The sequence below is a fragment of the Pseudomonas fluorescens genome (assembly GCF_902497775.2).
GTDB lineage: Bacteria > Pseudomonadota > Gammaproteobacteria > Pseudomonadales > Pseudomonadaceae > Aquipseudomonas > Aquipseudomonas putida_F.
In genome coordinates, this window is record NZ_OZ024668.1 from 4,811,942 (window position 1) to 4,838,598 (window position 26,657).

Below are 26,657 nucleotides of genomic sequence, written 5' to 3' on the forward strand. Positions count from 1 at the left end.
GAGCGGGCTTGCCCCGCGATTGCTTTGCTCAACCTGCCTTCACCGCCCGCGGCGCCTTGCCAGCCTTCATCTGTTCCAGCAGCGGCGTGCACTGGTTCGGCACATCACCACTCGGCGCGATCAGCGCCAGCAACCCCGCCGCCGGCCCTGCAACCACACCCAACGCCACCATCCCGGCGCCACGCAGCGCCAGCGGCAATGCCTGCACGCCAGCACTTGGCTTGGCAAACGGCCCGCGCACGTACAGCGGCGAGCGTAACGAGAACAGGCGCACACCCTTGGACTCGGGGTTGATCTTCAGGTCCAACTGCTCGCTGGCAAAGTTGGCCGTGCCGTCGATGTAAATGATCGCGTTCTCGGTATCGAAGACAAACACCCGGGTGGTGGCCAGGCCGTCCTTGATGCCGAAATCGGCCGCCGCGCAGTTGATCTTCACTTCCTTGTCGCCAAACAGCTTGCCGACCACATAGTTGCCGACGTTAAGCCCGGCGATCTCCATCAAGCCACGGCTGATCGCACCGTCATTGATCAGCATCTTCAGGTCGCCATTGGCGGTAGCCAGCAAAGCCGCTACCGAGTTACCGCGCCCGCTCAGGTCGGCGTCACCGTTGAGTTCGCCGAAGCTGGTCTTCATCGGCTCGAAAGTCGGGAACAGCTGCTTGAGCTTGAAGTTGCGCGCACTCAATTGCGCCCTGCCCTGCAGCGGCACGCTTCGGCCATCGAGGCGCACCTGGGCGTCGAGCTTGCCGCCAGCGATGCCAAAGCGCAGTGGCTCCAGGCGCAGCACACCGTCGTCAAGGACGAAGTGGCTGGAAAGATCGGTGAACGGCAGCTCGGCGCTGTGCACGATGCGCTTGCCGCTGAAGGTCACGTCAGCGTCCATGGTCCGCCAGCGTTCGGTGCGAAACGCCTCGACCGGCAACACCTTGCCAGCCGGTTGCTTGCTGGCACCGCCACGGGCTTTCTGCTGCGCATTGGAGTCGGCGCCGATCAGCGGTGCCAGGTCTTTGAACAGCAACTGGTTGGACACCAGTTTGCCGGTCAGCTTCGGCCTTGGCTGACTGGCGACGAACGCCAGGTCGCCATGGATATCACTGTCGCCGATCTTGCCGTTGAAGCCTTCATAGCGAAACACCGCGCCGCCAGGTTCATGCAGCTTGGCGCTGAGATGACCATCGGTGGCATAGGGCGGCGAATCGGGCAGGGTCACGCCGGTCAGCGGATACAGGTTGCCCAGGCTCGCTCCCGACAGACGCAGGCGCAGGTCGAGGGCGCCGAGGTTGCGCGGGTCGGTCAGGGTGCCGGCGACGGCGATGCGGGTATCGCCAATGGCCATGTCGGCCTGCAGCGGGAACGGCTGGGAGGCGTCCTGCAGGGCCAGCAAGCCGCCGATCTTGCCGGTACCGGCCAGCGCCTGGCCTTTGTAGCGCCCCTTGACCTTGAGGCCGAAGGCGTAGTCCTGGGCGGCACCCACCTTTTGCGCCGAGGCCTTGCCGACGATGTCGCTGAACGGGATCGGCTTGCCCAGCGGGTCGATCAGCATGTCCATGCGGGTTTTCAGGGTCTGGTCATCGAGGCTGACCTGGCCCTTGTCAAAGCCGATGGCGCCGATGTCCAGCACCCATTTCGACGGCTCGGCCTGCTCATCCTTGGGGCCGAAGTCGAAGGTCCAGTTGGCGCGGCCATCGGCCAGGCGCTTGAGGCTGGCGGTCGGCTGGTTGAGATCGATGCGCGGAATGACGATTTGTTGCAACAGCAACGGCAGCGGCGCCAGGCGGAACTCGACGCGCTTGAGGCCGACCATCTGCGGCTCCTTGAGCCAGTCGGGGTTGCCCAGGGTCAGGTCTTCGGCAATGAAGTGCGGCCACGGCAGCCAGGCGCGCCAGCCACCCTGCTCCGGTTCGCGCTGCCAGCGCACCGTCAGGTTGCCATTGATGGCGAAGGGCCGGTGCAACGCTTCGGAGACCTTGGCATTGAGGGTGGGCTTGACCCGGTTCCAGTCGAAGGTGGCGATGACGATCACCAGTACAGCCAGCACCAGCAGCAGGCTGGCGAGGGTCCAGGTGATGATTTTAGCGGGGCGCGTCATTGCACGATTCTCCTGATGACTGCATGGCAAAAAGCGGGCGTATTGATGGCACTTATCTCTTCGGACTGATGAAACGCCGAGGGGTTTAATTGATCAGCCATGATAACGAGGTTTTTTCTGACCTTTTTCTCAACTTTTGTCGATCGTTACCGCTTCCTTCGGCTGTGGTAACGGTCCCAACGCAGCGGTTCATAGCGCCATAAGCCGCGGCCTAGAGCGGCCGCTGCAAAACATCAATTGCGTTGATTGTTACCATTATCTTTATGAACTTTTATCTGGCGTTTCCCGGCGTAGCATTGGCTCCGTACCCACTTTCCAGCCCCGCCGAGGAGCACCGAATCATGAAACGCCAATTACTGCTGAGCCTGTCCCTGTCCATCCTGGCCGCCAACGCCTTTGCCGTTCCCGCCACCGAGCAAGCCCTGAGCGCCGAATCGCGTTCCAGCTCGACGGTGATCTCACAACCGCTGAACCCGCTGGCTGAAGGTGGTTCCGATCGCCTGCTGGAGCGTAACAACCGTGTTGCCGAAGGTGGTGCCGATCGCCTGAATGACCGGGTCAAAGTTGCCGAGGGTGGTTCTGATCGCCTGAAACAGTATTACAAAGTAGCCGAAGGTGGTTCTGACCGTCTGAAAGCACGCTTCGAGGTCGCAGAAGGTGGCTCTGATCGCCTGATCGAAAACCAACGCGCGAGCTGAAGTCTATGCCAGACAACAATAGACACCAGCGCTGTAGCAGCTCCCCTCCCAGCCCGGTCCATTGACCGGGCTTTGTTTTTCCGGCGCCAGGCTATTAGAGTGCAGGGCTGTTTCACTGCCTGCCGATACTTGCCATGCTGCCGCGCGCCGAACAAAAGCAACAGACCCGCCACGCCCTGCTGGATGCTGCCCGCCACCTGATGGAAAGCGGTCGAGGCTTCGGCAGCATCAGCCTGCGCGAAGTGGCAAAAACCGCAGGCATCGTCCCTACCGGTTTTTACCGGCACTTTTCCGACATGGACCAACTGGGCCTGGCCCTGGTCAACGAAGTCGGCGAAACCTTCCGCCAGACCATCCGCCTGGTGCGCCAGAACGAATTCGAGCTTGGCGGCATTACCGATGCCTCGGTGCGGATCTTTCTCGACGTGGTGGCGGCCAACCGTGCCCAGTTCCTGTTCCTGGCCCGCGAGCAATATGGCGGTTCGCAGCCGGTGCGCCAGGCCATCGGCACCCTGCGCCAGGGCATCAGCTCGGACCTGGCCACCGACCTTGCGCGCATGCCGCGCTGGCAACACCTGGACGCCGCCGCCCTGGCGGTGATGGCCGACCTGGTGGTGAAAACCGTGTTCGCTACCCTGCCAGAACTGATCGACGAACCGAGCGAGCCTGCCGGCGAACCGATCAGCGCCCAGGAGAAAATCACCCAGCAGTTGCGCTTCATCTTCGTCGGTGCCAAGCACTGGCAGGGGCTCAGTACACTGTAGGCCGTTTGCTGCGCTGGCCTCATCGCGGGGCAAGCCCGCTCCTACAGCCAGCGATGAGGCCGGCAAAGTCGCCGGCGTTTCCTGCTACCATTGCGCGCAAACGCACCGACCGCGACGAAATTTTCCATGCCCGACCTTCGTACTGCCCAGCCTGAACTGCCCGCCCTGCTCGCCGAGGTCCAGGCACACTTTGACCTGCGCATCGTGCCGCTGTGGCAAGGCCCGGGCTGGAATGCAGACATGGCCCTGCCCTTCGAAGCCCTCGACCCGCAGCAGCAACCCATGCCAGTGCAGCGCTACCGGGCCATGGCCTGCGCGCGCCAGCTGTACCTGTTCAGCAGCCGCATCGAGCAGCCCGGCGCCAGCGAACGCGCCGCCGCGCTGTTCCGCTCGTTGCAGCGCCACTTCCACGATGCCGAGCACGGCGGCTGGTTCTACAGCATCGACGCCCAGGGCAAGCCGCTGGACCGGCGCAAGGACCTCTACACCCACGCCTTCATCGTCTTCGCCTGCGCGCATTACTGGGGCAAGGTACGCGAGCCACTGGTCGAGTCGACCCTCAATGCCGCGCTGGAAGTGGTGGCCGTGCAGTTCGCCCGGGATGACGGCCTGTACGAAGCGAGCCTTGGCGAAGACTGGTCGGACTTGGCCAGCGGCCCGCTGCAGAACCCGCTGATGCACCTGGCCGAAGCCTTCCTCGCCACCTTGTCGGTGCGTGACGATGAAGCCGTCGAGCAAGCGCTGCAAACCCTGGCAGCGGCCATGCAAGCGCACTTCATCGACCCCGAACACGGGGTGATGCTGGAAAGACCGCGCGGGGCTGTGGATAACTGGTTTGAACCGGGACACCAGTTCGAATGGTTCTACTTGCTGGAGTCTTCGCCGCTGCTACGCGGTGGCGAGTTGCACGCCTCGCTCAGTCGCGCGTTCACCTATGCCGAACGCTGCGGGGTGAAAGACACCGCGGTACTGGCCATGCTCAGCGCCGATGGCCAGGTGCGTGACGCGACCCAGCGCATCTGGGCCCAGGCGGAATACCTGCGCGCCCTGACCTTGCGCCCGGCCAGCGCCGCCACGGTGCTGGCCCAGCTCAAGGCGCTGCAGCAGAACTTCCTGCATGCCGATGGCTGGTATGAGTGCCGCGATGCCAGTGGCAAGGTCAGCCGCGCGGACATGCCGTCGACTACGCCTTACCATCTGGCGACTTGCCTGGAAGGGTTGCAGCGTCAGGTCTGACGCTATCGCAGGGCAAGCCCGCTCCTACTGTGGGAGCGGGCCCTCACGCCTTGCCTGAACGATCGATCGAGAACCCCGCCCACGCCTGGCTCACCGGCATCAGCTCGAGGCTGTTGATATTGATGTGCGCCGGCTGGTTCATGATCCAGAAGATCGTCTCGGCAATATCCTGCGGCTGGATCGCTTCGGCACCGGCATAGGTAGCGTCGTAACGCGCCTGGTCACCACCGAAACGCACCAGCGAGAACTCGCTCTCGCACAGGCCCGGCTCAATATTGCTCACCCGCACACCAGTACCCTGCAGGTCGCAGCGCAGGCTCAGCGAGAACTGCCCGACGAACGCCTTGGTACCGCCATACACGTGGCTACCCGGATACGGATAGTTACCGGCCACCGAGCCGACGTTGAGGATGGTCGCGCCACGGCCATGGGCAATCAGGCGTGGCAGCAGCAGGCGGGTGCTGTACATCAGGCCCTTGATGTTGGTGTCGACCATGGTTTCCCAGTCATCGAGGTCGCACTTGGGCGCCGGGTCAGCGCCCAGGGCCAGGCCTGCGTTGTTGATCAGCCCGCGCAGCTTGGCGAACGCTGGTGGCAGGTTGGCGATGGCTGCTTCCATGGCCTTGCGGTCACGCACATCGAGCACCAGGCCGTGCACTTGGGTTTGTTGCGACAGCTCGGTACACAGCGCTTCCAGGCGCTCCTGACGGCGACCGGTCAGCACCAGCGACCAGCCGGCTTCAGCAAAACGACGGGCACAGGCTTCGCCGAAGCCGGAAGTTGCACCAGTGATGAATACGGTAGAGGTCATGCGGGTCTCCTTGATGAGGCTGATCACAGGGTTTGCAGCATGCCCGCCGCCGCGTTTGGCAGCAAGCCATTCACATCACTGTACAAAAAACGATCAAACCTGTGAAAGCCCCGTAATAGACGGCCTGTGGCAAGCTTTGCTCATCTTATCCACAAGCCCTTCCACAAAATCCGGGGGCAACTTGAAAACCCTGCAAGCCGCGTAATCCGGGCCTTGCGCAAGTATTTTCCTTGACCTTGGACGCTGGCCTTGACCTCAGGGCAGTAATGGCTGAAGCAGGCGTGAATTTCCATGATGGCTCCAGGCCTGTAATCACGCAGCCTACATCGATCTTTCCAAGGCTTGCCCACAGAGTTATCCACAGGCAGTTGGGGCGCTTTAATCGCCATTTGCGCTAAGGACAAAACACTTGACAAACACGGATGCGAACGACGTAAAAAAACCTGATCAAAAAACAACCACAAGCCTGTAAGCCTTTTAGATAAAGGCCTCCAGCAAGCTGCACCCAAGTTACCCACAGTCGCTTCCACACCAATGGTGGACAACTTAAAAGCGGTTGAAACAGCCAGTTAAAGCGACTTTCTGTCGCGCCCAAAAGAAAGTTGCCGCAAGGTTTTCCACAAAACTGTGGGCAAAAAAACGCCCCGTCAGGCGGGGCGTTTTTTCAGCTACCGATCAGTGCCCGCCCAGATAAGCGTTGCGCACCTCCTCGTTGACCAGCAGTTCCTGGCCGGTGCCGGTCATGCGGATATGTCCGTTGACCATCACATAGGCGCGGTCCGAGAGCTTCAGCGCATGGTTGGCGTTCTGCTCCACCAGGAAGATGGTCATGCCGGTCTGCGCCAGCTCACGCAAGGTGGCGAAGATCTGCTTGACCACGATCGGCGCCAGGCCCAGCGACGGCTCATCGAGCAGCAGCAGCTTGGGCCGGCTCATCAGCGCCCGGGCGATGGCGAGCATTTGCTGCTCACCGCCGGACATGGTCATGGCGCGCTGGTTGCGCCGCTCCTTGAGGCGCGGGAACAGCTCGAACATGCGCTGCATGTCCTCGCTGGCGAACTTGTCGCCAATGGGGATGGTGCCCATCATCAGGTTCTCTTCCACCGACATGTCGGGGAACACCCGGCGGCCTTCCGGCGACTGGGCAATACCGTTGGAGGCGATGTAGTGCGACGACTTGTGGGTAATGTCGGTGCCGCGGTAGATGATCTGCCCGGCTGCCGCCCGCGGCTGGCCGAAGATCGACATCAGCAGGGTCGACTTGCCGGCGCCGTTGGAGCCGATCAGGCTCACTGTTTCCCCTTCATCAATGTGCAGCGAGACTTTCTTCAGGGCCTGGATCGGCCCGTAGAACACGTCGATCTCTTTCAGTTCGAGGATCGGTGTACTCATACCAGTTCCTCTTCATCGGCGCCCAGGTAGGCGGCAATCACCGTCGGGTTGTGACGGATGTCCTGTGGCGCGCCTTCGGCGATCACGTTGCCGTGGTCGAGCACCACGATATGGTCGGAAATGCTCATGACCATGCCCATGTCGTGCTCGATCAGCACCACGGTCAGGTCATGCTCGTCGCGCAGCACACGGATCATCTTGCTCAACGCTTCGGTTTCCTGCGGGTTGAGACCGGCAGCCGGTTCGTCGAGGCAGATGATCTGCGGCCGCGTACACATGGCCCGGGCAATCTCCAAGCGCCGTTGCTGCCCGTACGACAGCTCACCGGCCAGACGGTTGGCACAGTCGACCAGGTCGACCACTTCCAGCCAGTAGAAGGCATGGTCCAGGGCATCGCTTTCGGCCTTGCGGTAGCCCTTGGTGTTGAGCACGCCGGCCAGCAGGTTGCGGTTGACCCACATGTGCTGGGCCACCAGCAGGTTCTCGACCACCGACATTTCCCGGAACAGGCGGATGTTCTGGAAGGTCCGCGCCAGCCCGGCGCGGTTGACCAGGTGGGTACCGCCGAACATCTTGTAGTGCAGACGGTTGATGAAGCGCTTGGGCGAGACGAAATCGCCCAGCTGGAAGCGTTCGCCCAACAGCTGGATGACGTTGGTGCGGGTGCCGCGCAGGTTCAGTTCGATCTTGCCGCCACTGGCCTTGTAGAAGCCGGTCAGGCAGTTGAACACCGTGGTCTTGCCCGCACCGTTGGGGCCGATCAGGGCGAAGATCTGGTTGCGTCTGACCTTGAGGCTGACATCGCTGAGCGCCTTGATGCCGCCGAACTGCATCATCAGGTTTTCAACCGAGAGAATCACGTCATCGCTCATGGCGCCACTCCTTTACGCGGAACTACACCGGTACGGCTGATGCGAATCAGGCCGCGCGGTCTCCAGATCATCATCAACACCATCAGCACGCCGAACAGCAGCACCCGGTATTCGGAGAAGCTGCGCAGCAGTTCCGGCGCCACCGTCAGCACGAACGCGGCGATCACCACGCCGACGGTCGAGCCCATGCCGCCGAGCACGACGATGGCGAGGATCAGCGCCGACTCGAAGAAAGTGAACGACGACGGGTTGACGAAGCCCTGGTAGCTGGCGAAGAACACCCCGGCAAGGCCGGCAGTGGAGGCGCCAAGGGTGAAGGCCGAGAGTTTCACCAGCACATGGTTCAGGCCCATGGAGCGGCAGGCGATCTCGTCTTCGCGCAGCGCTTCCCAGGCGCGGCCGACCGGCATGCGGGTCAGCCGGTGCTTGATATAAAGCACCGCCAGCACCACCAGGAACAACACGATGTAGATGAACAGGAATTTCACGTTGGGGTTGTAGGCGATGCCGAAGAACTCGTGGAACGGTACCCCGCCGTCCTTGGCCCGGCGGCCGAACTCCAGGCCCATGAAGGTTGGCGAAGGCACCGGCATACCGTTAGGCCCGCCGGTGAACGACAACCAGTTGTTGAGCACCAGGCGGATGATTTCACCAAAACCCAGGGTAACGATGGCCAGGTAGTCGCCATGCATCCGCAACACCGGGAAACCCAATATGCACCCGGCCAGCGCCGCCGCGATCGCCGCCAGTGGCAACACGGTCCAGAAGCCCAGGCCCAGGTACTGGTAACCCAGTGCCAGGCCGTAGGCGCCGATGGCGTAGAAGGCCACGTAACCCAGGTCGAGCAGCCCCGCCAGGCCCACCACGATGTTCAGGCCCAGGCCCAGCAGCACGTAGATCAGGCCGAGAATGACCACGGTCAGCAGGTACTTGTTGGCGAAGAACGGGAAAACGATGGCAATCACGATCAAAGCCGGGATGATCCAGCGCAGCCGCGATTTGTAGTTCGGCGCCAGCACGTGCACGCCGGAGCCGCTGCCCTCGAAGCCCTGGAGGATCGACTGGCCCTTGGGTGTCTGCAGGAACAGGCTGAGGAAAAAACGCCCGACCATCACCCCGGCCACCAGCCAGGCGACGCGAGTGGGTTCGAGGTTGAAACTGTAGCCGTCGAGCACCACGCCGACGATGGGCCCGAAGACGATCAGGGAAATCAGCCCGGCGAGAATCGCATCGATCAGGCTGCGCTTGATATCGAATGTAGTTGTTTTGGCAGCAGACATACTTACACCTTCGCCACGAGTGGGCGACCCAGCAGGCCTTGGGGACGGAAGATCAGAATCAGCACCAGCAGCGAGAAACTGAACACGTCTTTGTAGTCGGAGTTGATCAGCCCGGAGAACAGCGACTCGGAAATCCCGAGGATGATCCCGCCGAGCATGGCGCCCGGCAGCGAGCCGATGCCACCGAGGACCGCGGCGGTGAAGGCCTTGATGCCGATGATGAAGCCTGCATAGAAGTCGAAGGTGCCGTAGTTCATGGTGATCAGTACGCCGGCCAGGGCCGCCATGACGGCACCGATAACGAACACATAGGAGATCACCCGGTCGGTGTTGATACCGAGGATCGAGGCCATCTTGCGATCCTGCTGGGTGGCCCGGCACATGCGCCCAAGCTTGGTGAACTTGATGATGTAGGTGAGCGCAGCCATGCCGACGAAGGCGGCGACCAGGATGAAGATCTTGGTGTAGGTCAGTTGGACGAAACCGGTGCCCACTTCCAGGCGCCAGGCGCCTTCGAGCAGGGTCGGTACGCCCTGCTGGCGTGCACCCTGGCTGATCTGCGCGTAGTTCTGCAGGATCAGTGAAATACCGATGGCACTGATCAGCGGCGCCAGGCGGGTGGAGTTACGCAGGGGTTTGTAGGCGATGCGTTCGATGGTCCAGCCGTAGACACCGGTGACCACCACCGTGAAGATCAGCGTCCCGAGCATCAGCAAGGGGAAGGATTCGATACCGAAATACGCCAGCAATGCCAGGCTGATTGCCGCGAGGTACGCGGAAATCATATACACCTCGCCGTGCGCGAAGTTGATCATGCCGATAATGCCATAGACCATTGTGTAGCCGATGGCGATCAGGCCATAGACAGACCCGAGAGTCAGCCCGTTGACCAGTTGCTGCAGGAAAATACCATCCATAACGCAATCTCACGTATTTGAGATTGCACAAGCGCCGACTACGGTGAGCCCCGGATGAAGCGGCCCTCGCAGCGCAGGGTTGTGCAGATCTACGAGAAAAGACAGGTACGGCGCAAAACCGGGTAGCGACCCGGGCACAAGCCCGGGTCTCGTAGCGTTGTTATTTTTGTTTTTCCAGTTGGTGATACTTGCCGTCCTTGTCCCACTGGTAGACCACGTAGTCGGAGACCGTCAGGTCGCCCTTGCTGTCCCACTTCTTCTCGCCCATCACGGTTTGCACCGGGTTGGCCTTGAGCCACTTGGCAGCGTCTTCGCCCTTGTTCGACTTGGCGCCGTTGAACGCTGCAGCCAGGGCCTGGACCGAGGCGTAGGCGTACAGGGTGTAGCCTTCAGGTTCGGTACCGGCCTTGCGGAAGTCCTCTACCACCGCCTTGCTGTCTGGCAGCAGGCGCGGGTCGGCGCCGAAGGTCATGTACACGCCATCGACGTACTGTGGGCCACCAGCGGTGGAGACCAGTTCGTCGGTTACGATGCCGTCATCGGACATGAACTTGACGTCTTTCAGACCCGCCTCACGTAGTTGTCGCACCAGTGGACCCGCTTCCGGATGCAGGCCACCGAAGTAGACGACGTCGGCACCAGCGCCGCGGATCTTGGTGACCACGGCACTGAAGTCTTTCTCACCACGGGTCAGGCCTTCATACATAACAGGCTTCACCCCACGTTTTTCAAGCTGCGCCTTGGTGGCATCCGCCAGGCCCTGGCCGTAGGTGTCCTTGTCGTGCAGCACCACGACCTTCTTGCCTTTGAGCACGTCGACGATGTAGTCGCCGGCAACGATGCCCTGCTGATCGTCACGCCCGCACATACGGAACATGCCGGTCAGGCCGCGTTCGGTAACTGCCGGGTTGGTCGAGCCCGGGGTGATTGCGATGACACCGGCCTCGTCATACACCTCCGAGGCTGGAATGGTGTTGGACGAGCAGAAGTGCCCGACCACACCGATGACCTTGTCCTGGTCAACCAGGCGGTTGGCCACGGCCACGGCCTGTTTCGGCTCGCAGGCATCGTCACCCTTGACCAGCACGATCTTCTCGCCGTTGACCCCGCCCGCGGCATTGACCTTGTCGGCTGCCGCCTGTGCACCTTTCATGTACTGCTCGCCAAACGCTGCGTTGGCACCGGTCATCGGGCCTGCTACGCCGATCTTGATGTCGGCCTGAACATACGAAGAAACGCCCAGCGCCGTAGCTACGGCGAGGGCCAGAAAGCCTTTCTTGTAAAACGTCTGCGACATGAGGTGGTGCTCCTGGAGTTTTTTTTGGTTGGCACTACAACTTTCAGCAATTGCTCTGAGCAAGGGCCGTGCCATTGGTTTTTTATTCTGGAAAAACTCGTGAACAAGTTGCGCAGCACGGATTCACAGCCTTTTTTTATTGGTCGTGCAACCGTCTGCCTCACGACAAGCGCCACCCGACCGAACGAAAAAGAGCAACCGTGAAGTGCCATCATTGCAACCCTGGGTTGTGGTTACGTGCAACCAGGCTGTAACAGGATGCGTAACCGAACTGCACATCCTTGGTGCGCGACTGCTACAGCGGGCACCATTACAGGCTAGCCGCTCACCGCTAAAAGCGCCGCTACCTGTAGCCTGCTACCGAATTACCCCGGCCCCGGCCTGCCCGCATGGCGGCAAAGGCTGGCACAATGCGCAGGTCTGTGCGCCGTCGCTGGCGGTGATGGCGCGCGCCCCCTTTGGAGCCCCCTATGAGCGAGAGTGCATTTGCCGATCGCATCGTGCAGAACCTGCTCGACACCGATTTCTACAAGCTGACCATGATGCAGGCCGTGCTGCACAACTACCCCAACGTCGACGTTGAATGGGAGTTCCGCTGCCGCAATGGAGAAGACCTGCGCCCTTATCTGGCGCAGATTCGCGAGCAGATCGAGCAGTTGTGCGAACTGAGCCTGGGTAATGGCCAGTTGGGCTTTCTTGAGCAGATCAGCTTCATGAAGCCGGACTTCTTGCGCTTTCTCGGGCTGTTCCGCTTCAACCTGCGCTACCTGCAACTGGGGGTCGAAAACGATCAACTGTACCTGCGCCTGCGCGGGCCCTGGCTGCATGTGATCCTGTTTGAAGTACCTTTGCTGGCGATCATCAGCGAAGTGCGCAACCGCCATCGCCATCCCCAGGCCAAACTCAGCGATGCCCGCGACCAGCTGTACCGCAAGTTCGACTGGCTCAAGGCCAATGCCAGCAGCGAGGAACTGGCCGAGCTGCAGGTCGCCGACTTCGGCACCCGCCGGCGCTTCTCCTACAAAGTCCAGGAAGAAGTGGTACGGGTGCTCAAGGACGATTTCCCGGCGCGTTTCGTCGGCACCAGCAACGTGCACCTGGCACGGAAACTGGATATCAAGCCGTTGGGAACCATGGCCCATGAATGGATCATGGCCCACCAGCAACTGGGGCCGCGGCTGATCGACAGCCAGATTGCCGCACTCGATTGCTGGGTGCGCGAATACCGCGGGCTGCTCGGCATCGCCCTGACCGATTGCATCACCATGGACGCCTTCCTGACCGATTTCGACCTGTACTTCGCCAAACTGTTCGACGGCCTGCGCCACGACTCGGGCGACCCGGTGCAGTGGGCGGAGAAGGCCATCGCCCACTACCGCAAGCTGGGGATCGATCCGATGACCAAGACCCTGGTGTTCTCCGACGGCCTGAACCTGACCAAGTCACTGGAGATCTTCCGTGCCCTGCGCGGGCGGATCAACGTCAGCTTCGGCATCGGCACCAACCTCACCTGCGACCTGCCCGGGGTGGCGCCGATGAGCATCGTGCTTAAAATGACCGACTGTAACGGCCAGCCCGTCGCCAAGATTTCCGATGAGGCGGCCAAGACCCAATGCCGCGACGAGAACTTCGTCGCCTACCTGCGCCACGTCTTCAAAGTGTCCAAGGAGTAATTCATGCAAGCCGTCCAGCAAGAGATTGCGCAAGCGCTCAAGGTCCAGCCGCCGTTCGCCGACAACGCCGCGCTCGAAGCCGAAGTGGCCCGGCGCGTGACCTTCATCAAGACCTGCCTGAACAATGCACGGCTCAAGACCCTGGTGCTGGGCATCAGTGGCGGCGTCGACTCGCTGACCGCCGCGCTGATGGCGCAACGGGCGATCAACGAACTGCGCAGTGAAACCGACGACGCGCACTACCGCTTCATTGCCGTGCGCCTGCCTTACCAGGTGCAGCACGACGAACACGACGCCCAGGCCTGCCTGGAGGTGATCAAGGCCGACGAGGTGCACACCGTCGACATCGCCCCGGCCGTGCGCGCCCTGGCGACCGAGGTCAAGGCTCTGGAGAACGGCTCGCCGGCGCTGATCGACTTTGTCGTCGGCAACACCAAGGCGCGCATGCGCATGGTCGCCCAATACACCATCGCCGGCGCCCGCCAGGGTCTGGTGATCGGCACCGACCATGCCGCTGAAGCGGTGATGGGCTTCTTTACCAAATTTGGTGATGGTTCCTGCGACCTGGCGCCGCTCAGTGGCTTGGTGAAAAACCAGGTACGGGCCATCGCGCGCAGCTTTGGCGCGCCGGAATCACTGGTGGAGAAGGTCCCGACTGCGGACCTGGAGGACCTGGCGCCAGGCAAGCCGGACGAAGCGTCCCACGGCGTGACCTACGCGCAGATCGATGCGTTCTTGCATGGCGAGCCGGTCAGCCAGGAAGCGTTCGACATCATCAGCGCCACCTACCGCAAGACCCAGCACAAACGCGAGATGCCGTTCGCGCCTTGAAGTGCTGCATGAATCACCGGCTCCCGCGGTAATCGGTGTGGGAGCCGGCGTTGCCGGCGATGGGCTGCAAAGCAGCCCCAAGGCAATTACTTCAGAGTAACAGTGCCTTTCATCATCGAGATGTGGCCAGGGAACGAGCAGAAGAAGCCGTACTTCTCGTCAGCTTTCAGCTTGGACACGTCGAAGGTCACCGAATCAGTTTCCTTAGCGCCAATGATCTTGGTGTGGGCGATCACGCGGTCGTCACCGTCTTTCAGATAGTTTTTGTCGATGCCGGCAGCCAGGCCGTCGGTGGCGATCGGCTGCATGTCAGCTTCTTTGCTGATGACCAGGTTGTGGCCCATGACGTTCTTCGGCAACGAACCGGAGTGGGTCAGTTCGACGGTGAAGGTCTTGCAGCTCTTGTCGATTTCGATGGCCTTGGTGTTGAAGGACATCTGGTCGGTGGAGTCGATCGTCGTCTTGCATTCAGCGGCAAATACCTGAGTGCTGGCGAGGGTCAGCAAGGATACTGCGACAACTTTGGCAAACATCGTGAATCTCCATGGCAGGGGTTTTTTATCAGTTTGCAGACTGCCTGAAACCGCAAGGCCGGCCCATGATGTGGGTCAAGCGCTGGCCGATGAGCCAGGCAGTGAATTTGTTCTATGGATTGTATACAGGAAATCTAAGTGCCCATCATGCACCTTTGAGAGAGGATGAGACAACCTCTCATTTAGGAGTAAACGATCATGTCCTTTGGTACTTTCCTCAACGGCCTCCTGGCCGCCTATGCCTGCGGTGCCGCGGGCGCCTCGTGCGAGTTTGCCCGCCCGGAATGAACCCGTCGGGCTTGGAAGCGAGCGGCCAGCGCCTTACTCTGTGTGCGCCTGTAACCGGAGAGAAGCAATGCCCGTACGTTCCGTTTGTGTGTTCTGTGGCGCCAGCACCGGCGTCAACCCGGCCTACCGCGAGGCGGCCATCGCCCTCGGCCAGACCATCGCTGCGCGCGGCCTGACCCTGGTATACGGCGGTGGCGCCGTGGGCCTGATGGGGATCGTTGCCGATGCGGCCATGGCCGCCGGTGGCGAAGTGATCGGCATCATCCCTGAGGCGCTGAAAAACGCCGAAATTGGTCACACCGGCCTGACCCGCCTGGAAGTGGTGGACGGCATGCACGCGCGCAAAGCCCGCATGGCCGAACTGAGCGACGCCTTCGTCGCCCTGCCGGGTGGCCTGGGTACCCTGGAAGAGTTGTTTGAAGTCTGGACCTGGGGTCAGCTGGGCTACCACGCAAAGCCCCTGGGCCTGCTCGACGTCAACGGTTTCTACAGCAAGCTGGGCAGCTTCCTTGACCATGTAGTGGAAGAAGGCTTCGTACGCCCGCAACACCGCGCCATGCTGCAACTGGCCGACTCGCCGGCCGAGTTGCTCGACGCCATGGACAACTTCGAAGCCCCGGTGCTGCCCAAGTGGGTCGACAAGAAGCCTGATTAACCCGCCTCATCGTGGGGCAAGCCCGCGCCTACAAGGCAGTAGCCTCATCCCGCGGCATCACCGTGACCTGCACCTCTGGGTCATGGCTGCCGCCACCAAGGATCACCCCGCGCAACGGCGACACATCGGAAAAGTCCCGGCCCCAGGCCAGGGTGATGTGTTCCAGCGCCGGGCGCAGGTTGTTGGTGGGGTCGAAATCGATCCAGCCTTGCCCGGGGCAAAACACCGAAACCCACGCATGCGAGGCATCGGCACCGATCAGCCGTGGCTGGCCGGGCGGCGGCCGGGTCAGCAGGTAGCCACTGACATAACGCGCCGCCAGCCCCCGCGAACGCAGGCAGGCGAGCATCAGGTGGGCAAAGTCCTGGCACACGCCACGGCGGCGCTCGAGCACTTCCACCAGCGGCGTGGCGACCTGGGTGGCGTCGGCGTCGAAGGTGAACTCGCTGAAGATTTTCTCCATCAGCGCCTGGACGCCCTCGAGCAGTGCCCGCCCAGGCTCGAAAGCGGATTCGCTGAAGGCCACGAAGCGCTGCTTGAGGCGCACATAAGGCGACTCGAAACGATACCGACACGCGTCCAAAAACGCTGCCGCCAGTGGCTGGCTGGCATAGGTCAGGGCCTCACGCACCTGCTCCCAGGCGGGCGAGGCGGCAAAGTCCGGCGCTGCCCGCTCGAACACTTCAACCTGCAAGCGCGCCACTACCCGCAACTGCTCATGCTGGCGCTCGAACGCCAGGCGGGTCAGCGGGTTGCCGAACACATCCCACTCATCGCGGCGCTGGGTCGGTGGCGGGCTGACCTGCAGGGCCTGGGCCGTGCAGCGTTGCCAGGCGCAAGGCCGTGGCCACAGATGCGCCAGCTGCTGGGCCAGGGACACCGGGCTGTCGTAGCGGTAATGGGTGTCGTGAATGATCTGATAGCGCGCACTCATCACAGCGACACCGTCTGTTGGCTGACATCGTCGACGTGAGCGAAATGGCGCAGGGCCAGGCGCTCGGAAATCTCGCCACTGGCCAGGGCAACCCCTTGGAGCAGATCAGCCAGCCCGGACAGCACCGCTTGTACGCTGGCGCTGCCGAACAGAGGGTCTTCCAGGCTGCGCAGGTTGAAGTGCCGCAACTGCTCGGCCAGCAGCGCCAGGCTCGGTTCCCGAGGGCTGTCGAACTCCTCGCTCAAGCGCTGGTTGGCGCGCACCAGCAGCTTGAGCTGGAACAGCACGGCATGGGGGTTCTGTTCATCGAGCAGAAGCAAATCGAGCACCGGGATCAACTGCGCGACGGCCAGATAGCGCGAGCGGTAGGTGATGCTGCTGTTGCCCAGCTCCAGCAACCACTCAAGCCCGGCCTGATCGTACACCGCCGGCCCGCGCAGAAACGCCGCCAGGCTGCTGCACAGCGACTGCAAACGCTCGATGCGCCGGCCAATCATCAAGAACCGCCAGCCCTCGTCGCGGGTCATGTCGTCGAGGGCAAAACCCGACAGTGCCGCCAGCGACATCACCAGGCGGTTGAGAAAATCCACCCGCTCGCCGAAATCCGCCTCGGCATCCTCCAGGCATTGCGCTTCCCGTTGCAACTCGACCAGCGCCTGCCAGTTCTCCCGCGAGAGCTTGCCGCGCACCTGCGACGCCGCCCAGTGCAAACGCTGCAAATTGGCGCGCAGGCTGAAGGCCCAGTCGGCATCGTCCAGCGCTGCGCGCAGGCGCTCGGGCAAGTCGCCCTCCTCCGGCAACAACGACAATTCATCGGCCAGTTCCACCGCCGCCTGCAAGGCCAGCGGATCGTCGCCGTCCAGGTAACGGGTGAGGATGATCCGCAGCAAGCGCGCGCTGGCATCGCAGCGCTCGCAATAGCGCCCGAACCAGAACAGGTTCTCCACCACCCGCGAGGGCAGGTAAGGGTCCTGGCGGATCAGCTCGGCGACACCGATGCTGCGCTGGGCCCGCCATTGCTCACCCGCTGGCGCCGCCTCGCCGAGCACCCAGGTGTCCTTGCTGGCGCCACCACGCTGCATCGACACCACCTCGGCATCGGCCTGGGCCGCCACCCGGGTCAGGCCACCGGGCAGCACCCGATAGCCTTCGGCCGAGGCCACGGCGTACACACGCATGCCGATGGCCCGCGGCTGCAACTGGCCCTTGTCAGCCTGCCACACCGGCGCCTGGGACAGTTGCGCCAGCTCCTGGGCCACGTAGGCGTAAGGCCGGGCCTGGATGCGTTCGGCCAGGGCCTGGCGTTGGGCCGGGTCGAGATCACGACCGAATACCGGGCTGAAGCTCTGGGAAGGGAATGCCGGCTTGACCAGCAGCGTGGACAACTGCTCCAGCGCCTGCGCCATCACCGGTGGCTCACCGCACCACCAAGTGGCAATGGACGGCAGGCTCAGTTCTTGCGCGAACAGGCGCTGGCTGATCGCCGGTAAAAACCCGAGCAGGCCCGGCGACTCGAGCACCCCGCTGCCCAGCGCATTGGCCACCAGCACCCGTCCCTGGCGCACCGCATCGAGCAAGCCTGGCACGCCCAGTGCCGAATCGGTGCGCAGCTCCAGCGGGTCGCAGAAATCATCGTCCAGACGCCGCATGATCGCGTGGACCCGACGCAGACCGCTCAAGGTCTTGAGGTACACAGTGGCATCGCGCACGGTCAGGTCGCTGCCCTCGACCAGCGGATAACCCAGCTGCCGGGCCAGGTACAGGTGCTCGAAATAACTCTCGTTGAAGCGCCCAGGGGTCAGCAGCACCACCAGCGGTGCCTCCTTGTCACTGGGCGCCAGCCGCGCCAGGGTCTGTTGCAGGGTACGGAAGAAACCGGCCAGGTGCTGCACCTGCAGGTCACGGTACAGCTCAGGCAGCGCCCGCGAGACAATGGTGCGGTTCTCCAGCGCGTAACCTGCGCCCGACGGCGCCTGGGTCCGGTCGGCCGTGACCCACCAGCGACCGTCCGGGGCGCGGGCGAGGTCCACCGCGTAGACATGCAGATAGGTCCCTTCAGGCGCGGCGATACCCTGGCAAGGCCAGAGAAAATTGTTATGGCCATAGACCAGCTCGGCCGGCAGCAGGCCCTCACTGATCAACTGCTGCGGCCCGTAGATATCGGCCAGTACCGCATTGAGCAAACGCGCGCGCTGTTCAACACCGGCCGCCAGTTGCTGCCATTCGGCGGCGGGCAGCAGGTGCGGCAACAGGTCCAGCTCCCAGGGACGGTCGGCGCCCTTGGGGTCGGCGTAGACGTTGTAGGTAACGCCGTTCTCGCGCAACTGGCGGGTCAACGAGGCCTGGCGCTGGGCCAGTTGCGCCGGCCCGCTGCGCTGCAGGTAGGCGCACAGCGGCTGCCAGTGCGGGCGCACCGCGCCCTGGCCTTCGAGCATCTCGTGATAGGTCCCCGCACTTAGCGGGTAGGCATCAAACAGGTCAGGCATGGCAATGCTCGAAGGCCACAGGTCAGTTCAGAGTAGCGCTCAGCTGCGGCGCAAATCCAGGGTAAAGGGTAGTTCCGGGTTCCCCTGCAGCACCGGCAGTTCCTGTACACCCGGGCTATGCCCGAGGCGGAAGAAGCGCGCCTGGCGCCGGCTCTGGGCCTCATTGGCATTGACCGGCAGGGTTTCGTAATTGCGCCCGCCCGGATGCGCGACATGGTACTGGCAGCCGCCCAGCGAGCGGCCCATCCAGGTATCGAGCAGGTCGAACACCAACGGCGCATGCACCGCGATGGTCGGCTGCAAACAATTGGCCGGCTGCCAGGCGCGATAGCGCACGGCGGCGACGAACTCACCGACCCGCCCGGTGGGTTGCAAGGGTAGCGCCCGACCATTACAGGTCAGTTGATAGCGTTCCGGTGGCAGGCCGCTGACCTTGACCTGCAGACGTTCAAGCGATGAGTCGACATAACGCACGGTGGCACCGCCACCGCCCTCCTCGCCCAGTACATGCCAGGGTTCCAGGGCCTGGCGCAGCTCCAACTCGATGCCATTGACGGCATAGTCGCCGACTTTGGGAAAACGAAACTCCAGGTGCGCGGCGAACCACTCGGCGCGCAGCGGGTAACCTGCGGCGTTGAGCTCGACTAGCACATCGGCAAAATCCTGCTCGATAAAGTGCGGCAGCATGAAACGGTCATGCAGCTCGGTCCCCCAGCGCGCCAGACGCTTGGGTGCGTAGGGTTCCCGCCAGAAACGCGCGATCAGGGCACGCAGCAACAGCTGCTGGACCAGGCTCATGCGCGCATGCGGCGGCATCTCGAAAGCACGCAGCTCCAGCAACCCCAGGCGCCCGGCCGGACCGTCCGGGGAATACAGCTTATCGATGCAGAACTCGGCGCGGTGGGTATTGCCGGTGACGTCGATCAACAGGTTACGCAGCAGCCGGTCGACCAGCCACGGCGGGCACTCCTCGTCAGGGGTGGGCATCTGGGCGAAGGCGATCTCCAGTTCATACAACGCATCGTTACGTGCTTCATCCACCCGTGGCGCTTGAGACGTCGGGCCGATGAACAGGCCGGAAAACAGGTAGGACAACGACGGATGGTTGTGCCAGTAGCTGATCAGGCTGCGCAGCAGGTCCGGGCGGCGCAGGAACGGCGAGTCGGCCGCAGTGGCGCCACCGAGAACGAAATGGTTGCCGCCTCCAGTGCCGGTGTGACGGCCGTCGATCATGAATTTTTCGCTGCTCAAGCGCGTCAGGCGCGCCTGCTCGTAGAGGAACTCGGTGCGCTCCACCAGCTCGTCCCAACTGGCCGAAGGCTGCACGTTGACCTCGATGACGCCGGGGTCGGGCGTGACCTTGAAGTTGGCCAGGCGCGGGTCGGCCGGCGGCTCGTAGCCTTCGAAGATGACCGGGCAATGCAGCTCGGCCGCAGTGGCTTCGATCACCGCGACCAGTTCAAGGTAGTCCTCCAGACGCGACAGTGGCGGCATGAACAGGTACAAGCGCCCCTCACGCGGCTCGGCGCACAGCGCAGTACGGGTCAGCCAGTCGGCCGAGGCATCGACCTCGGGGGCGGCGCGCTCCTGCTCATCGACCGCGTGCCCGCTGCTGGCCTTGAGCAACTGGTCACGACCCGGCAAGTCGCCAAGGGCCTGATTGGGATCGGTCGGATGCACGTAGGGGTATTCGGCGGCCTTGACCCAGGGCTGCGCCGCCAGCGGCAAGCGATAGCCCAGCGGCGAGTCGCCAGGTACCAGACGGCAATGCTCGTCACGCAGGTACCAGCGCCCGCTCTGCCAGCGCTGTTGGTCGGCGCTGCGGGCCAGCGGCAGCACCTGGCCGATGACCTTGTCCAGGCCCTGGCTGAACACCTTGCGCAGCCGCGCACGCTCCATCTCATCCTTCAGCCGTGCATCGTCGACGCGCACATTGGACGGCAGGCCGCCTTCACGCCACAGGTAATAGAGCGGGTCTTCACAAGCGGCGAAGACATAGCGCGGGGGCAGCTTCAGCCGTTCGGCAACACTGGCCAGGAAGCGCCCGGCCAGGTCGCTGTCGGCGCCGAGGTCCTCGTGTTCGTCGGCAATCAACGCCGGGTTGTTCCACAGCGGTACGCCATCGCGCCGCCAGAAGCAGTTGAGCGACCAGCGCGGCAGTTGCTCGCCCGGGTACCACTTGCCCTGACCGAAATGCACCAGGGCGCTGGGCGCGTAATGCTTGTACAGGCGCTGGAACAGCTCGCCGGCCAGGCGGCGCTTGTTGGCGCCCAACGCTGCGGTATTCCATTCGGCGCCGTCAGGGTCGTCGATGGCCACGAAGGTCGGTTCGCCGCCCATGGTCAGGCGCACATCCGCCGCCTTCAGGTCGCTGTCCACCTGGCGCCCGAGCGCGACGATAGCCTGCCATTGCTCATCACTGTAGGGCAGTGTCACCCGTGGCGACTCCCACAGGCGCTCAACGCTCATTTCATGGGCAAAGGTGCACTCGCAGGGCTCGACCAAGCCGCTGATCGGCGCAGCTGAAGTTGGATCGGGACTACAGGCCAATGGGATATGCCCTTCACCGGCAAACAGCCCGGAGGTGGCGTCCAGGCCGATCCAGCCAGCGCCGGGCAGGTACACCTCGCACCAGGCATGCAGGTCCGTGAAGTCTTCTTCAGTGCCGGACGGGCCGTCCAGCGACTTGATGTCGGCGGTCAGCTGGATCAGATAGCCAGAAACAAACCGCGCCGCCAGGCCCAGGTGACGCAGCAGCTGCACCAGCAGCCAGGCCGAATCGCGACAGGAGCCGGAGCCCAGCTCCAGGGTTTGCTCCGGGGCTTGCACACCGGGTTCGAGTCGGATCAGGTAGCTGATGTCTTCGCTCAGGCGCTGGTTGAGCGCGACCAGGAAATCGACGCTGGCCTGCGGCGTTCGCTCGATGCTGTGCAGGTAGGCGGCGAACTTCGGCGTCAGCGGCAGCTGTTCCAGGTAGGGCAGCAGTTCGTGGCGTTCGTCACGACCATAACTGAAGGGGATCTGTTCGGCGTAGGGTTCGAGGAAGAAGTCGAACGGGTTGAACACCGCCATCTCGGCGACCAGGTCGACTTCCACGCGCAGGCTGTCGGTTTTCTCCGGGAACACCAGGCGTGCCAGGTAGTTGCCCTGCGGGTCCTGCTGCCAATTGATGAAATGCCCACCCGGCTGCACCTTCAGCGCGTAGGAGAGGATCCGGGTACGGCTGTGGGCGGCCGGGCGCAGGCGAACGATTTGCGGGCCCAGTTCAACTGCACGGTCGTAGCGATACTCGGTGACATGGTGCAAGGCGACATGAATCGACACGGCGGGCCTCCTGCGAGCCTGGGCGGTAGTGGAACCGCGCAAGACTTGTGCCATGGGCTCAGGCCTGCGATTCCCTGCATGCAGCCGCTACGCTCGCAGCAAAAGCGCACCGTAGCGAGGCCGCCGTGCAAGCCTTGCACAGATTTGAGGCTTTGCCAGCGATGCAAACAAAAACGCCAGCCCGAAGGCTGGCGTTTCAGTTAGCGCGGCAGCGCCGGCTGGCGGGCGGGCTTTTTCTTGCCCTTGCCGCCCTTGGCGGCATCCTTGCGCGCCTTGGCCGCTTCCTGGTTGCGGGCAAACGCCGCAGCCTTGGCCTGTTCGCGCTTGTCCCAGGGCTTGGAGCCATCGCTGGCACGCGGCGGCAAGCCGTTGTGCTGGGTCAGGATCTTCTGCTCTTTGGCCACCTTGTGGCTGCCGGCAGGGGTCGAGTTCTTGCGCCGGGCACTCTGGTAGCTGTCGGTTGCCGGCTGGTGCAGCGGGATCAGCTGGTGCTTGCCCGGGCCGATCAGGTCGGCGCGGCCCATACGCTCCAGGGCTTCGCGCAGCATCGGCCAGCCCTTCGGATCGTGGTAGCGCAAGAAGGCCTTGTGCAGGCGGCGCTGCTGCTCGCTCTTGACGATGGTCACCGGGTCGCTCTTGTAGGTGACCTTGCGCAGCGGGTTCTTGCCCGAGTGGTACATGGCCGTGGCCGAGGCCATTGGCGACGGATAGAACGCCTGCACCTGGTCGGCACGGAAGCCGTTGCCCTTGAGCCACAAGGCCAGGTTCATCATGTCTTCGTCGGTGGTGCCCGGGTGCGCGGCGATGAAGTACGGGATCAGGTACTGCTCTTTACCCGCCTCTTTCGAGTACTTCTCGAACATGCGCTTGAAGCGGTCGTAGCTACCGATGCCCGGCTTCATCATCTGATTCAGCGGGCCTTCCTCGGTGTGCTCCGGGGCAATCTTCAGGTAGCCGCCGACGTGGTGGGTCACCAGTTCCTTGACGTACTCCGGCGATTCCACCGCCAGGTCGTAACGCAGGCCCGAGGCGATGAGGATCTTCTTCACCCCCGGCAGGTCACGGGCGCTGCGGTACAGCTTGATCAGCGCCGAGTGGTCGGTATTGAGGTTCGGACAGATGCCGGGGAACACGCACGATGGCTTGCGGCACGCCGATTCGATCTCGGGGCTCTTGCAGGCGATGCGGTACATGTTCGCGGTCGGGCCGCCGAGGTCGGAGATGACCCCGGTAAAACCGGGCACCTTGTCGCGAATCTCTTCGATCTCGCGAATGATCGACTCGTGCGAGCGGTTCTGGATGATGCGCCCTTCGTGCTCGGTGATCGAGCAGAAGGTGCAGCCGCCGAAGCAGCCGCGCATGATGTTCACCGAGAAACGGATCATGTCGTAGGCGGGAATTTTTTCCTTGCCATACGCCGGGTGCGGAATGCGCGCGTAGGGCATACCGAACACGTAGTCCATTTCTTCGGTGGTCATCGGAATGGGTGGTGGGTTGAACCACACGTCCACTTCGCCATGCCTCTGCACCAGGGCACGGGCGTTGCCCGGGTTGGTCTCCAGGTGAAGCACGCGGTTGGCGTGGGCATAGAGCACGGCATCACCACGGACCTTCTCGAACGATGGTAGGCGGATGACCGTCTTGTCACGGGTCATGCGCGGGCTGGCGAGAATCTGCACAACCTTGGCTTCGTTCGGGTCTTCGACCTCGCCCTTTTCCTGCTCGATAGCGCAGGCCTGGGTGTCCTGGGTGTTGACGTACGGGTTGATGATCTTGTCGATCTTGCCCGGACGGTCGATACGGGTCGAATCGACCTCGTACCAGCCTTGCGGCGTGTCACGGCGAATAAAAGCAGTACCGCGGATGTCGGTAATGTCTTCAATCTTCTGGCCAAAAGACAGGCGCTGGGCCACCTCGACAATGGCCCTCTCGGCGTTGCCGTACAGCAGGATATCAGCGCAGGCATCGATCAGGATCGAATGACGGACCTTGTCCTGCCAGTAATCGTAGTGGGCGATGCGGCGCAGGGAGGCTTCAATGCCGCCAAGGACGATCGGCACGTGCTTGTAGGCTTCCTTGCAGCGCTGGCTGTAGACCAGGCTGGCGCGGTCCGGACGCTTGCCGGCCATACCGCCCGGGGTATAGGCGTCGTCGGAGCGGATCTTTTTGTCGGCGGTGTAGCGGTTGATCATCGAGTCCATGTTGCCGGCCGCGACGCCGAAGAACAGGTTCGGCTCGCCGAGCTTCATGAAGTCGTCTTTGGACTGCCAGTTCGGCTGGGCAATGATGCCCACGCGAAAACCCTGGGCTTCCAGCAGGCGGCCGATAATGGCCATGCCGAACGACGGGTGGTCGACGTAGGCGTCACCGGTCACGATGATGATGTCGCAGGAATCCCAGCCGAGCTGATCCATCTCCTCCCTGCTCATCGGCAGGAACGGTGCTGGCCCGAAGCATTCGGCCCAGTACTTGGGATAGTCGAAAAGTGGTTTGGCTGCTTGCATGTCAGTGACCGGTGGCTAATCGATGAAAAATCGCGGGCGCGGAATATAGCACAAAAATTGACCAATTCCGACGCTCAAGGTCGGAATTGTCCAAATTGGCCTTACTCGTCGTCGTCGAAGTTGTAACTGCCCGGCGCGAGGTTTTCGAAGCGTGTGTACTTGCCGATGAAGGCCAGGCGGATAAAGCCGATCGGGCCGTTCCGCTGCTTGCCGATGATGATCTCGGCGATGCCCTTGTGCTCGGTCTCCGGGTGGTACACCTCGTCCCGGTAAACGAACATGATCACGTCGGCGTCCTGCTCGATTGCACCGGATTCACGCAAGTCGGAGTTCACCGGGCGCTTGTTCGGGCGTTGCTCGAGGGAGCGGTTGAGCTGCGACAGGGCAACTACCGGGCAGTTGAACTCTTTGGCCAGGGCCTTGAGCGAGCGGGAGATCTCGGAAATCTCGTTGGTACGGTTGTCGCCGCTGGAGCCCGGGATCTGCATCAGCTGCAGGTAGTCGATCATGATCAGACCGATGTCGCCGTGCTCACGCACCAGGCGGCGGGTACGCGCGCGCATTTCCGACGGGCTGATGCCGGCGGTATCGTCGATGAACAGCTTGCGGTCGTTGAGCAGGTTGACCGCCGAGGTCAGGCGCGGCCAGTCGTCGTCTTCGAGCTGACCGGAACGCACCTTGGTCTGGTCGATACGACCGAGCGAGGAGAGCATACGCATGATCAGCGATTCGCCTGGCATCTCCAGGGAGTACACCAGCACCGCCTTGTCGCTGCGCAGTACGGCGTTCTCCACCAGGTTCATGGCGAAGGTGGTCTTACCCATCGACGGACGGCCGGCGACGATGATCAGGTCGGCTGGCTGCAGGCCGCTGGTCTTCTCGTCGAGGTCGGTGTAGCCGGTGGACAGGCCGGTGATCGCGCTGTCGGTGTTGAACAGCGTGTCGATGCGGTCGATGGCTTTGGTCAACAGGTCGTTGACGCCTACCGGGCCACCGGTCTTCGGCCGCGCTTCGGCGATCTGGAAGATTTGCCGCTCGGCTTCGTCGAGGATCTCGGCAGCGTTGCGCCCTTGCGGGTTGAACGCGCTGTCGGCGATCTCGTTGCTGATGCTGATCAGCTGGCGCAGGGTCGCCCGCTCGCGGATGATCCCCGCATAGGCCTTGATGTTGGCTACCGACGGGGTGTTCTTGGCCAGCTCGCCCAGATAACCCAGGCCGCCGACTTGCGAACTGAGACCTTCCTTGTCCAACTGCTCGTGCAGGGTCACCACGTCGAACGGGGCGTTCTGGTCGGCGAGCTTGTGGATGGCGCGAAAGATCAGGCGGTGGTCATGCCGATAGAAGTCGCCATCGGAGACTTGATCGAGCACCCGCTCCCAGGCGTTGTTGTCCAGCATCAAGCCACCGAGCACGGCCTGTTCGGCCTCGATGGAATGTGGCGGCACCTTCAGGGCAGCGGTTTGCAGATCATATTGCTCGGGGGCGGTTATCTCGTTCATGGCCACGCAGGAATCAGGGTGATGAAAAAGACAAAGGGCACGACCTGCAAAGCAGGATCGTGCCCGATGTTAACCGGCTGACACCCAAGGTGCCAGCCGATCGGTACAGCTTAGGCTGCGACAACAACCACGCGAACGGTGGCTTCAACGTCGCTGTGCAGGTGCACGGCAACGTCGTATTCGCCGACGTTACGGATGGTGCCGTTCGGCAGACGAACTTCAGCTTTAGCCACTTCAACGCCGGAGGCGGTCAGGGCATCAGCGATGTCGTGGGTGCCGATCGAACCGAACAGCTTGCCTTCGTCACCAGCGGTGGCAGTGATGGTCACTTCCAGCTCAGCCAGTTGGGCAGCGCGAGTTTCGGCCGAAGCTTTTTTCTCTGCAGCGATTTTTTCCAGCTCAGCACGACGCTCTTCGAACGCAGCCAGGTTGGCAGCGGTCGCAGCGGTGGCTTTGCCGAATGGCAGCAGGAAGTTACGACCGTAACCGGCCTTAACATTTACCTTGTCGCCCAGGTTGCCCAGGTTGGCGACTTTTTCCAGCAGGATCAGTTCCATTTGGTATTAACCTCTTA

General features: G+C 62.7%; 20 protein-coding genes. 6 read left to right on the forward strand and 14 right to left on the reverse strand.

Going from position 1 to position 26,657, the window contains the following annotated elements; all coding sequences use genetic code 11:
• Positions 1 to 28: 28 nt before the first annotated feature.
• Positions 29 to 2,089: an AsmA family protein gene (locus tag F8N82_RS22225; RefSeq protein WP_038997420.1), complete on the reverse strand. Its 2,061-nt coding sequence runs from the start codon at positions 2,087 to 2,089 to the stop codon at positions 29 to 31.
• 341 nt (positions 2,090 to 2,430) lie between these two features.
• Between F8N82_RS22225 and F8N82_RS22230 the strand changes: the two genes are divergently transcribed.
• The 3 genes from F8N82_RS22230 (at position 2,431) to F8N82_RS22240 (ending at position 4,787) form a co-directional block, all read left to right on the forward strand.
• Positions 2,431 to 2,787 (forward strand): hypothetical protein, encoded by a 357-nt coding sequence (locus F8N82_RS22230; protein WP_038997421.1) that lies wholly within the window; start codon positions 2,431 to 2,433, stop codon positions 2,785 to 2,787.
• 134 nt (positions 2,788 to 2,921) lie between these two features.
• Entirely contained in the window at positions 2,922 to 3,551 is a 630-nt protein-coding gene (locus tag F8N82_RS22235; RefSeq protein WP_038997422.1) for a TetR family transcriptional regulator, read from the forward strand.
• A 126-nt stretch (positions 3,552 to 3,677) separates the two neighbouring features.
• Positions 3,678 to 4,787, forward strand: a complete 1,110-nt coding sequence (locus tag F8N82_RS22240; RefSeq protein WP_038997423.1) for an AGE family epimerase/isomerase — start codon at positions 3,678 to 3,680, stop codon at positions 4,785 to 4,787.
• 43 nt (positions 4,788 to 4,830) lie between these two features.
• Here F8N82_RS22240 and F8N82_RS22245 read toward each other — a convergent pair whose 3' ends face one another.
• From F8N82_RS22245 to F8N82_RS22270, 6 genes are all read right to left on the reverse strand, one after another.
• Positions 4,831 to 5,598 carry an SDR family oxidoreductase gene (locus F8N82_RS22245; RefSeq protein ID WP_038997424.1) on the reverse strand — a complete coding sequence of 256 codons (768 nt, stop codon included), beginning with the start codon at positions 5,596 to 5,598 and terminating at the stop codon, positions 4,831 to 4,833.
• 675 nt (positions 5,599 to 6,273) lie between these two features.
• Positions 6,274 to 6,990, reverse strand: a complete 717-nt coding sequence (locus tag F8N82_RS22250) for an ABC transporter ATP-binding protein (RefSeq protein ID WP_038997425.1) — start codon at positions 6,988 to 6,990, stop codon at positions 6,274 to 6,276.
• On the reverse strand, positions 6,987 to 7,862 hold the full coding sequence (locus tag F8N82_RS22255) for an ABC transporter ATP-binding protein (RefSeq protein WP_038997426.1): 876 nt from the start codon (positions 7,860 to 7,862) through the stop codon (positions 6,987 to 6,989). Before F8N82_RS22255 ends, F8N82_RS22250 begins: the two co-directional genes overlap by 4 nt.
• Complete coding sequence (gene livM, locus F8N82_RS22260; RefSeq protein WP_038997427.1) at positions 7,859 to 9,142, reverse strand: high-affinity branched-chain amino acid ABC transporter permease LivM; 1,284 nt, start codon at positions 9,140 to 9,142, stop codon at positions 7,859 to 7,861. Before livM ends, F8N82_RS22255 begins: the two co-directional genes overlap by 4 nt.
• A gap of 2 nt (positions 9,143 to 9,144) precedes the next feature.
• Positions 9,145 to 10,059, reverse strand: a complete 915-nt coding sequence (locus F8N82_RS22265) for an ABC transporter permease subunit (RefSeq protein ID WP_038997428.1) — start codon at positions 10,057 to 10,059, stop codon at positions 9,145 to 9,147.
• A 160-nt stretch (positions 10,060 to 10,219) separates the two neighbouring features.
• Positions 10,220 to 11,356 carry a branched-chain amino acid ABC transporter substrate-binding protein gene (locus F8N82_RS22270; RefSeq protein WP_038997429.1) on the reverse strand — a complete coding sequence of 379 codons (1,137 nt, stop codon included), beginning with the start codon at positions 11,354 to 11,356 and terminating at the stop codon, positions 10,220 to 10,222.
• Positions 11,357 to 11,826: 470 nt separating this feature from the next.
• Between F8N82_RS22270 and pncB the strand changes: the two genes are divergently transcribed.
• Both pncB and nadE read left to right on the forward strand, forming a co-directional pair.
• Complete coding sequence (gene pncB, locus F8N82_RS22275; protein WP_038997430.1) at positions 11,827 to 13,029, forward strand: nicotinate phosphoribosyltransferase; 1,203 nt, start codon at positions 11,827 to 11,829, stop codon at positions 13,027 to 13,029.
• A 3-nt stretch (positions 13,030 to 13,032) separates the two neighbouring features.
• The gene (gene nadE, locus F8N82_RS22280) at positions 13,033 to 13,860 is read left to right on the forward strand and encodes an ammonia-dependent NAD(+) synthetase (protein ID WP_038997431.1); all 828 of its coding nucleotides are present in this window, start codon (positions 13,033 to 13,035) and stop codon (positions 13,858 to 13,860) included.
• A gap of 86 nt (positions 13,861 to 13,946) precedes the next feature.
• On the opposite strand, the gene azu is transcribed toward nadE, so the two are convergent.
• Positions 13,947 to 14,393, reverse strand: coding sequence for an azurin (gene azu / locus F8N82_RS22285; RefSeq protein ID WP_038997432.1), 447 nt, complete (start codon positions 14,391 to 14,393; stop codon positions 13,947 to 13,949).
• A 355-nt stretch (positions 14,394 to 14,748) separates the two neighbouring features.
• Here azu and F8N82_RS22290 point away from each other — a divergent pair, with 355 nt between their 5' ends.
• Complete coding sequence (locus F8N82_RS22290; protein ID WP_038997433.1) at positions 14,749 to 15,336, forward strand: TIGR00730 family Rossman fold protein; 588 nt, start codon at positions 14,749 to 14,751, stop codon at positions 15,334 to 15,336.
• 28 nt (positions 15,337 to 15,364) lie between these two features.
• Here F8N82_RS22290 and F8N82_RS22295 read toward each other — a convergent pair whose 3' ends face one another.
• From F8N82_RS22295 to rplI, 6 genes are all read right to left on the reverse strand, one after another.
• Positions 15,365 to 16,270 (reverse strand): transglutaminase family protein, encoded by a 906-nt coding sequence (locus F8N82_RS22295; RefSeq protein WP_038997434.1) that lies wholly within the window; start codon positions 16,268 to 16,270, stop codon positions 15,365 to 15,367.
• Entirely contained in the window at positions 16,270 to 18,756 is a 2,487-nt protein-coding gene (locus tag F8N82_RS22300; RefSeq protein ID WP_038997435.1) for a circularly permuted type 2 ATP-grasp protein, read from the reverse strand. The genes F8N82_RS22295 and F8N82_RS22300 overlap by 1 nt, the downstream gene beginning before the upstream one ends.
• Before the next feature lie 39 nt (positions 18,757 to 18,795).
• Positions 18,796 to 22,080, reverse strand: a complete 3,285-nt coding sequence (locus tag F8N82_RS22305; RefSeq protein WP_038997436.1) for a DUF2126 domain-containing protein — start codon at positions 22,078 to 22,080, stop codon at positions 18,796 to 18,798.
• A gap of 200 nt (positions 22,081 to 22,280) precedes the next feature.
• Positions 22,281 to 24,584, reverse strand: coding sequence for a YgiQ family radical SAM protein (locus F8N82_RS22310; protein WP_038997437.1), 2,304 nt, complete (start codon positions 24,582 to 24,584; stop codon positions 22,281 to 22,283).
• Between the two features lie 101 nt (positions 24,585 to 24,685).
• Complete coding sequence (gene dnaB, locus F8N82_RS22315) at positions 24,686 to 26,083, reverse strand: replicative DNA helicase (protein ID WP_038997438.1); 1,398 nt, start codon at positions 26,081 to 26,083, stop codon at positions 24,686 to 24,688.
• 110 nt (positions 26,084 to 26,193) lie between these two features.
• Complete coding sequence (gene rplI, locus F8N82_RS22320) at positions 26,194 to 26,640, reverse strand: 50S ribosomal protein L9 (RefSeq protein WP_010221607.1); 447 nt, start codon at positions 26,638 to 26,640, stop codon at positions 26,194 to 26,196.
• Between the last annotated feature and the right edge of the window lie 17 nt (positions 26,641 to 26,657).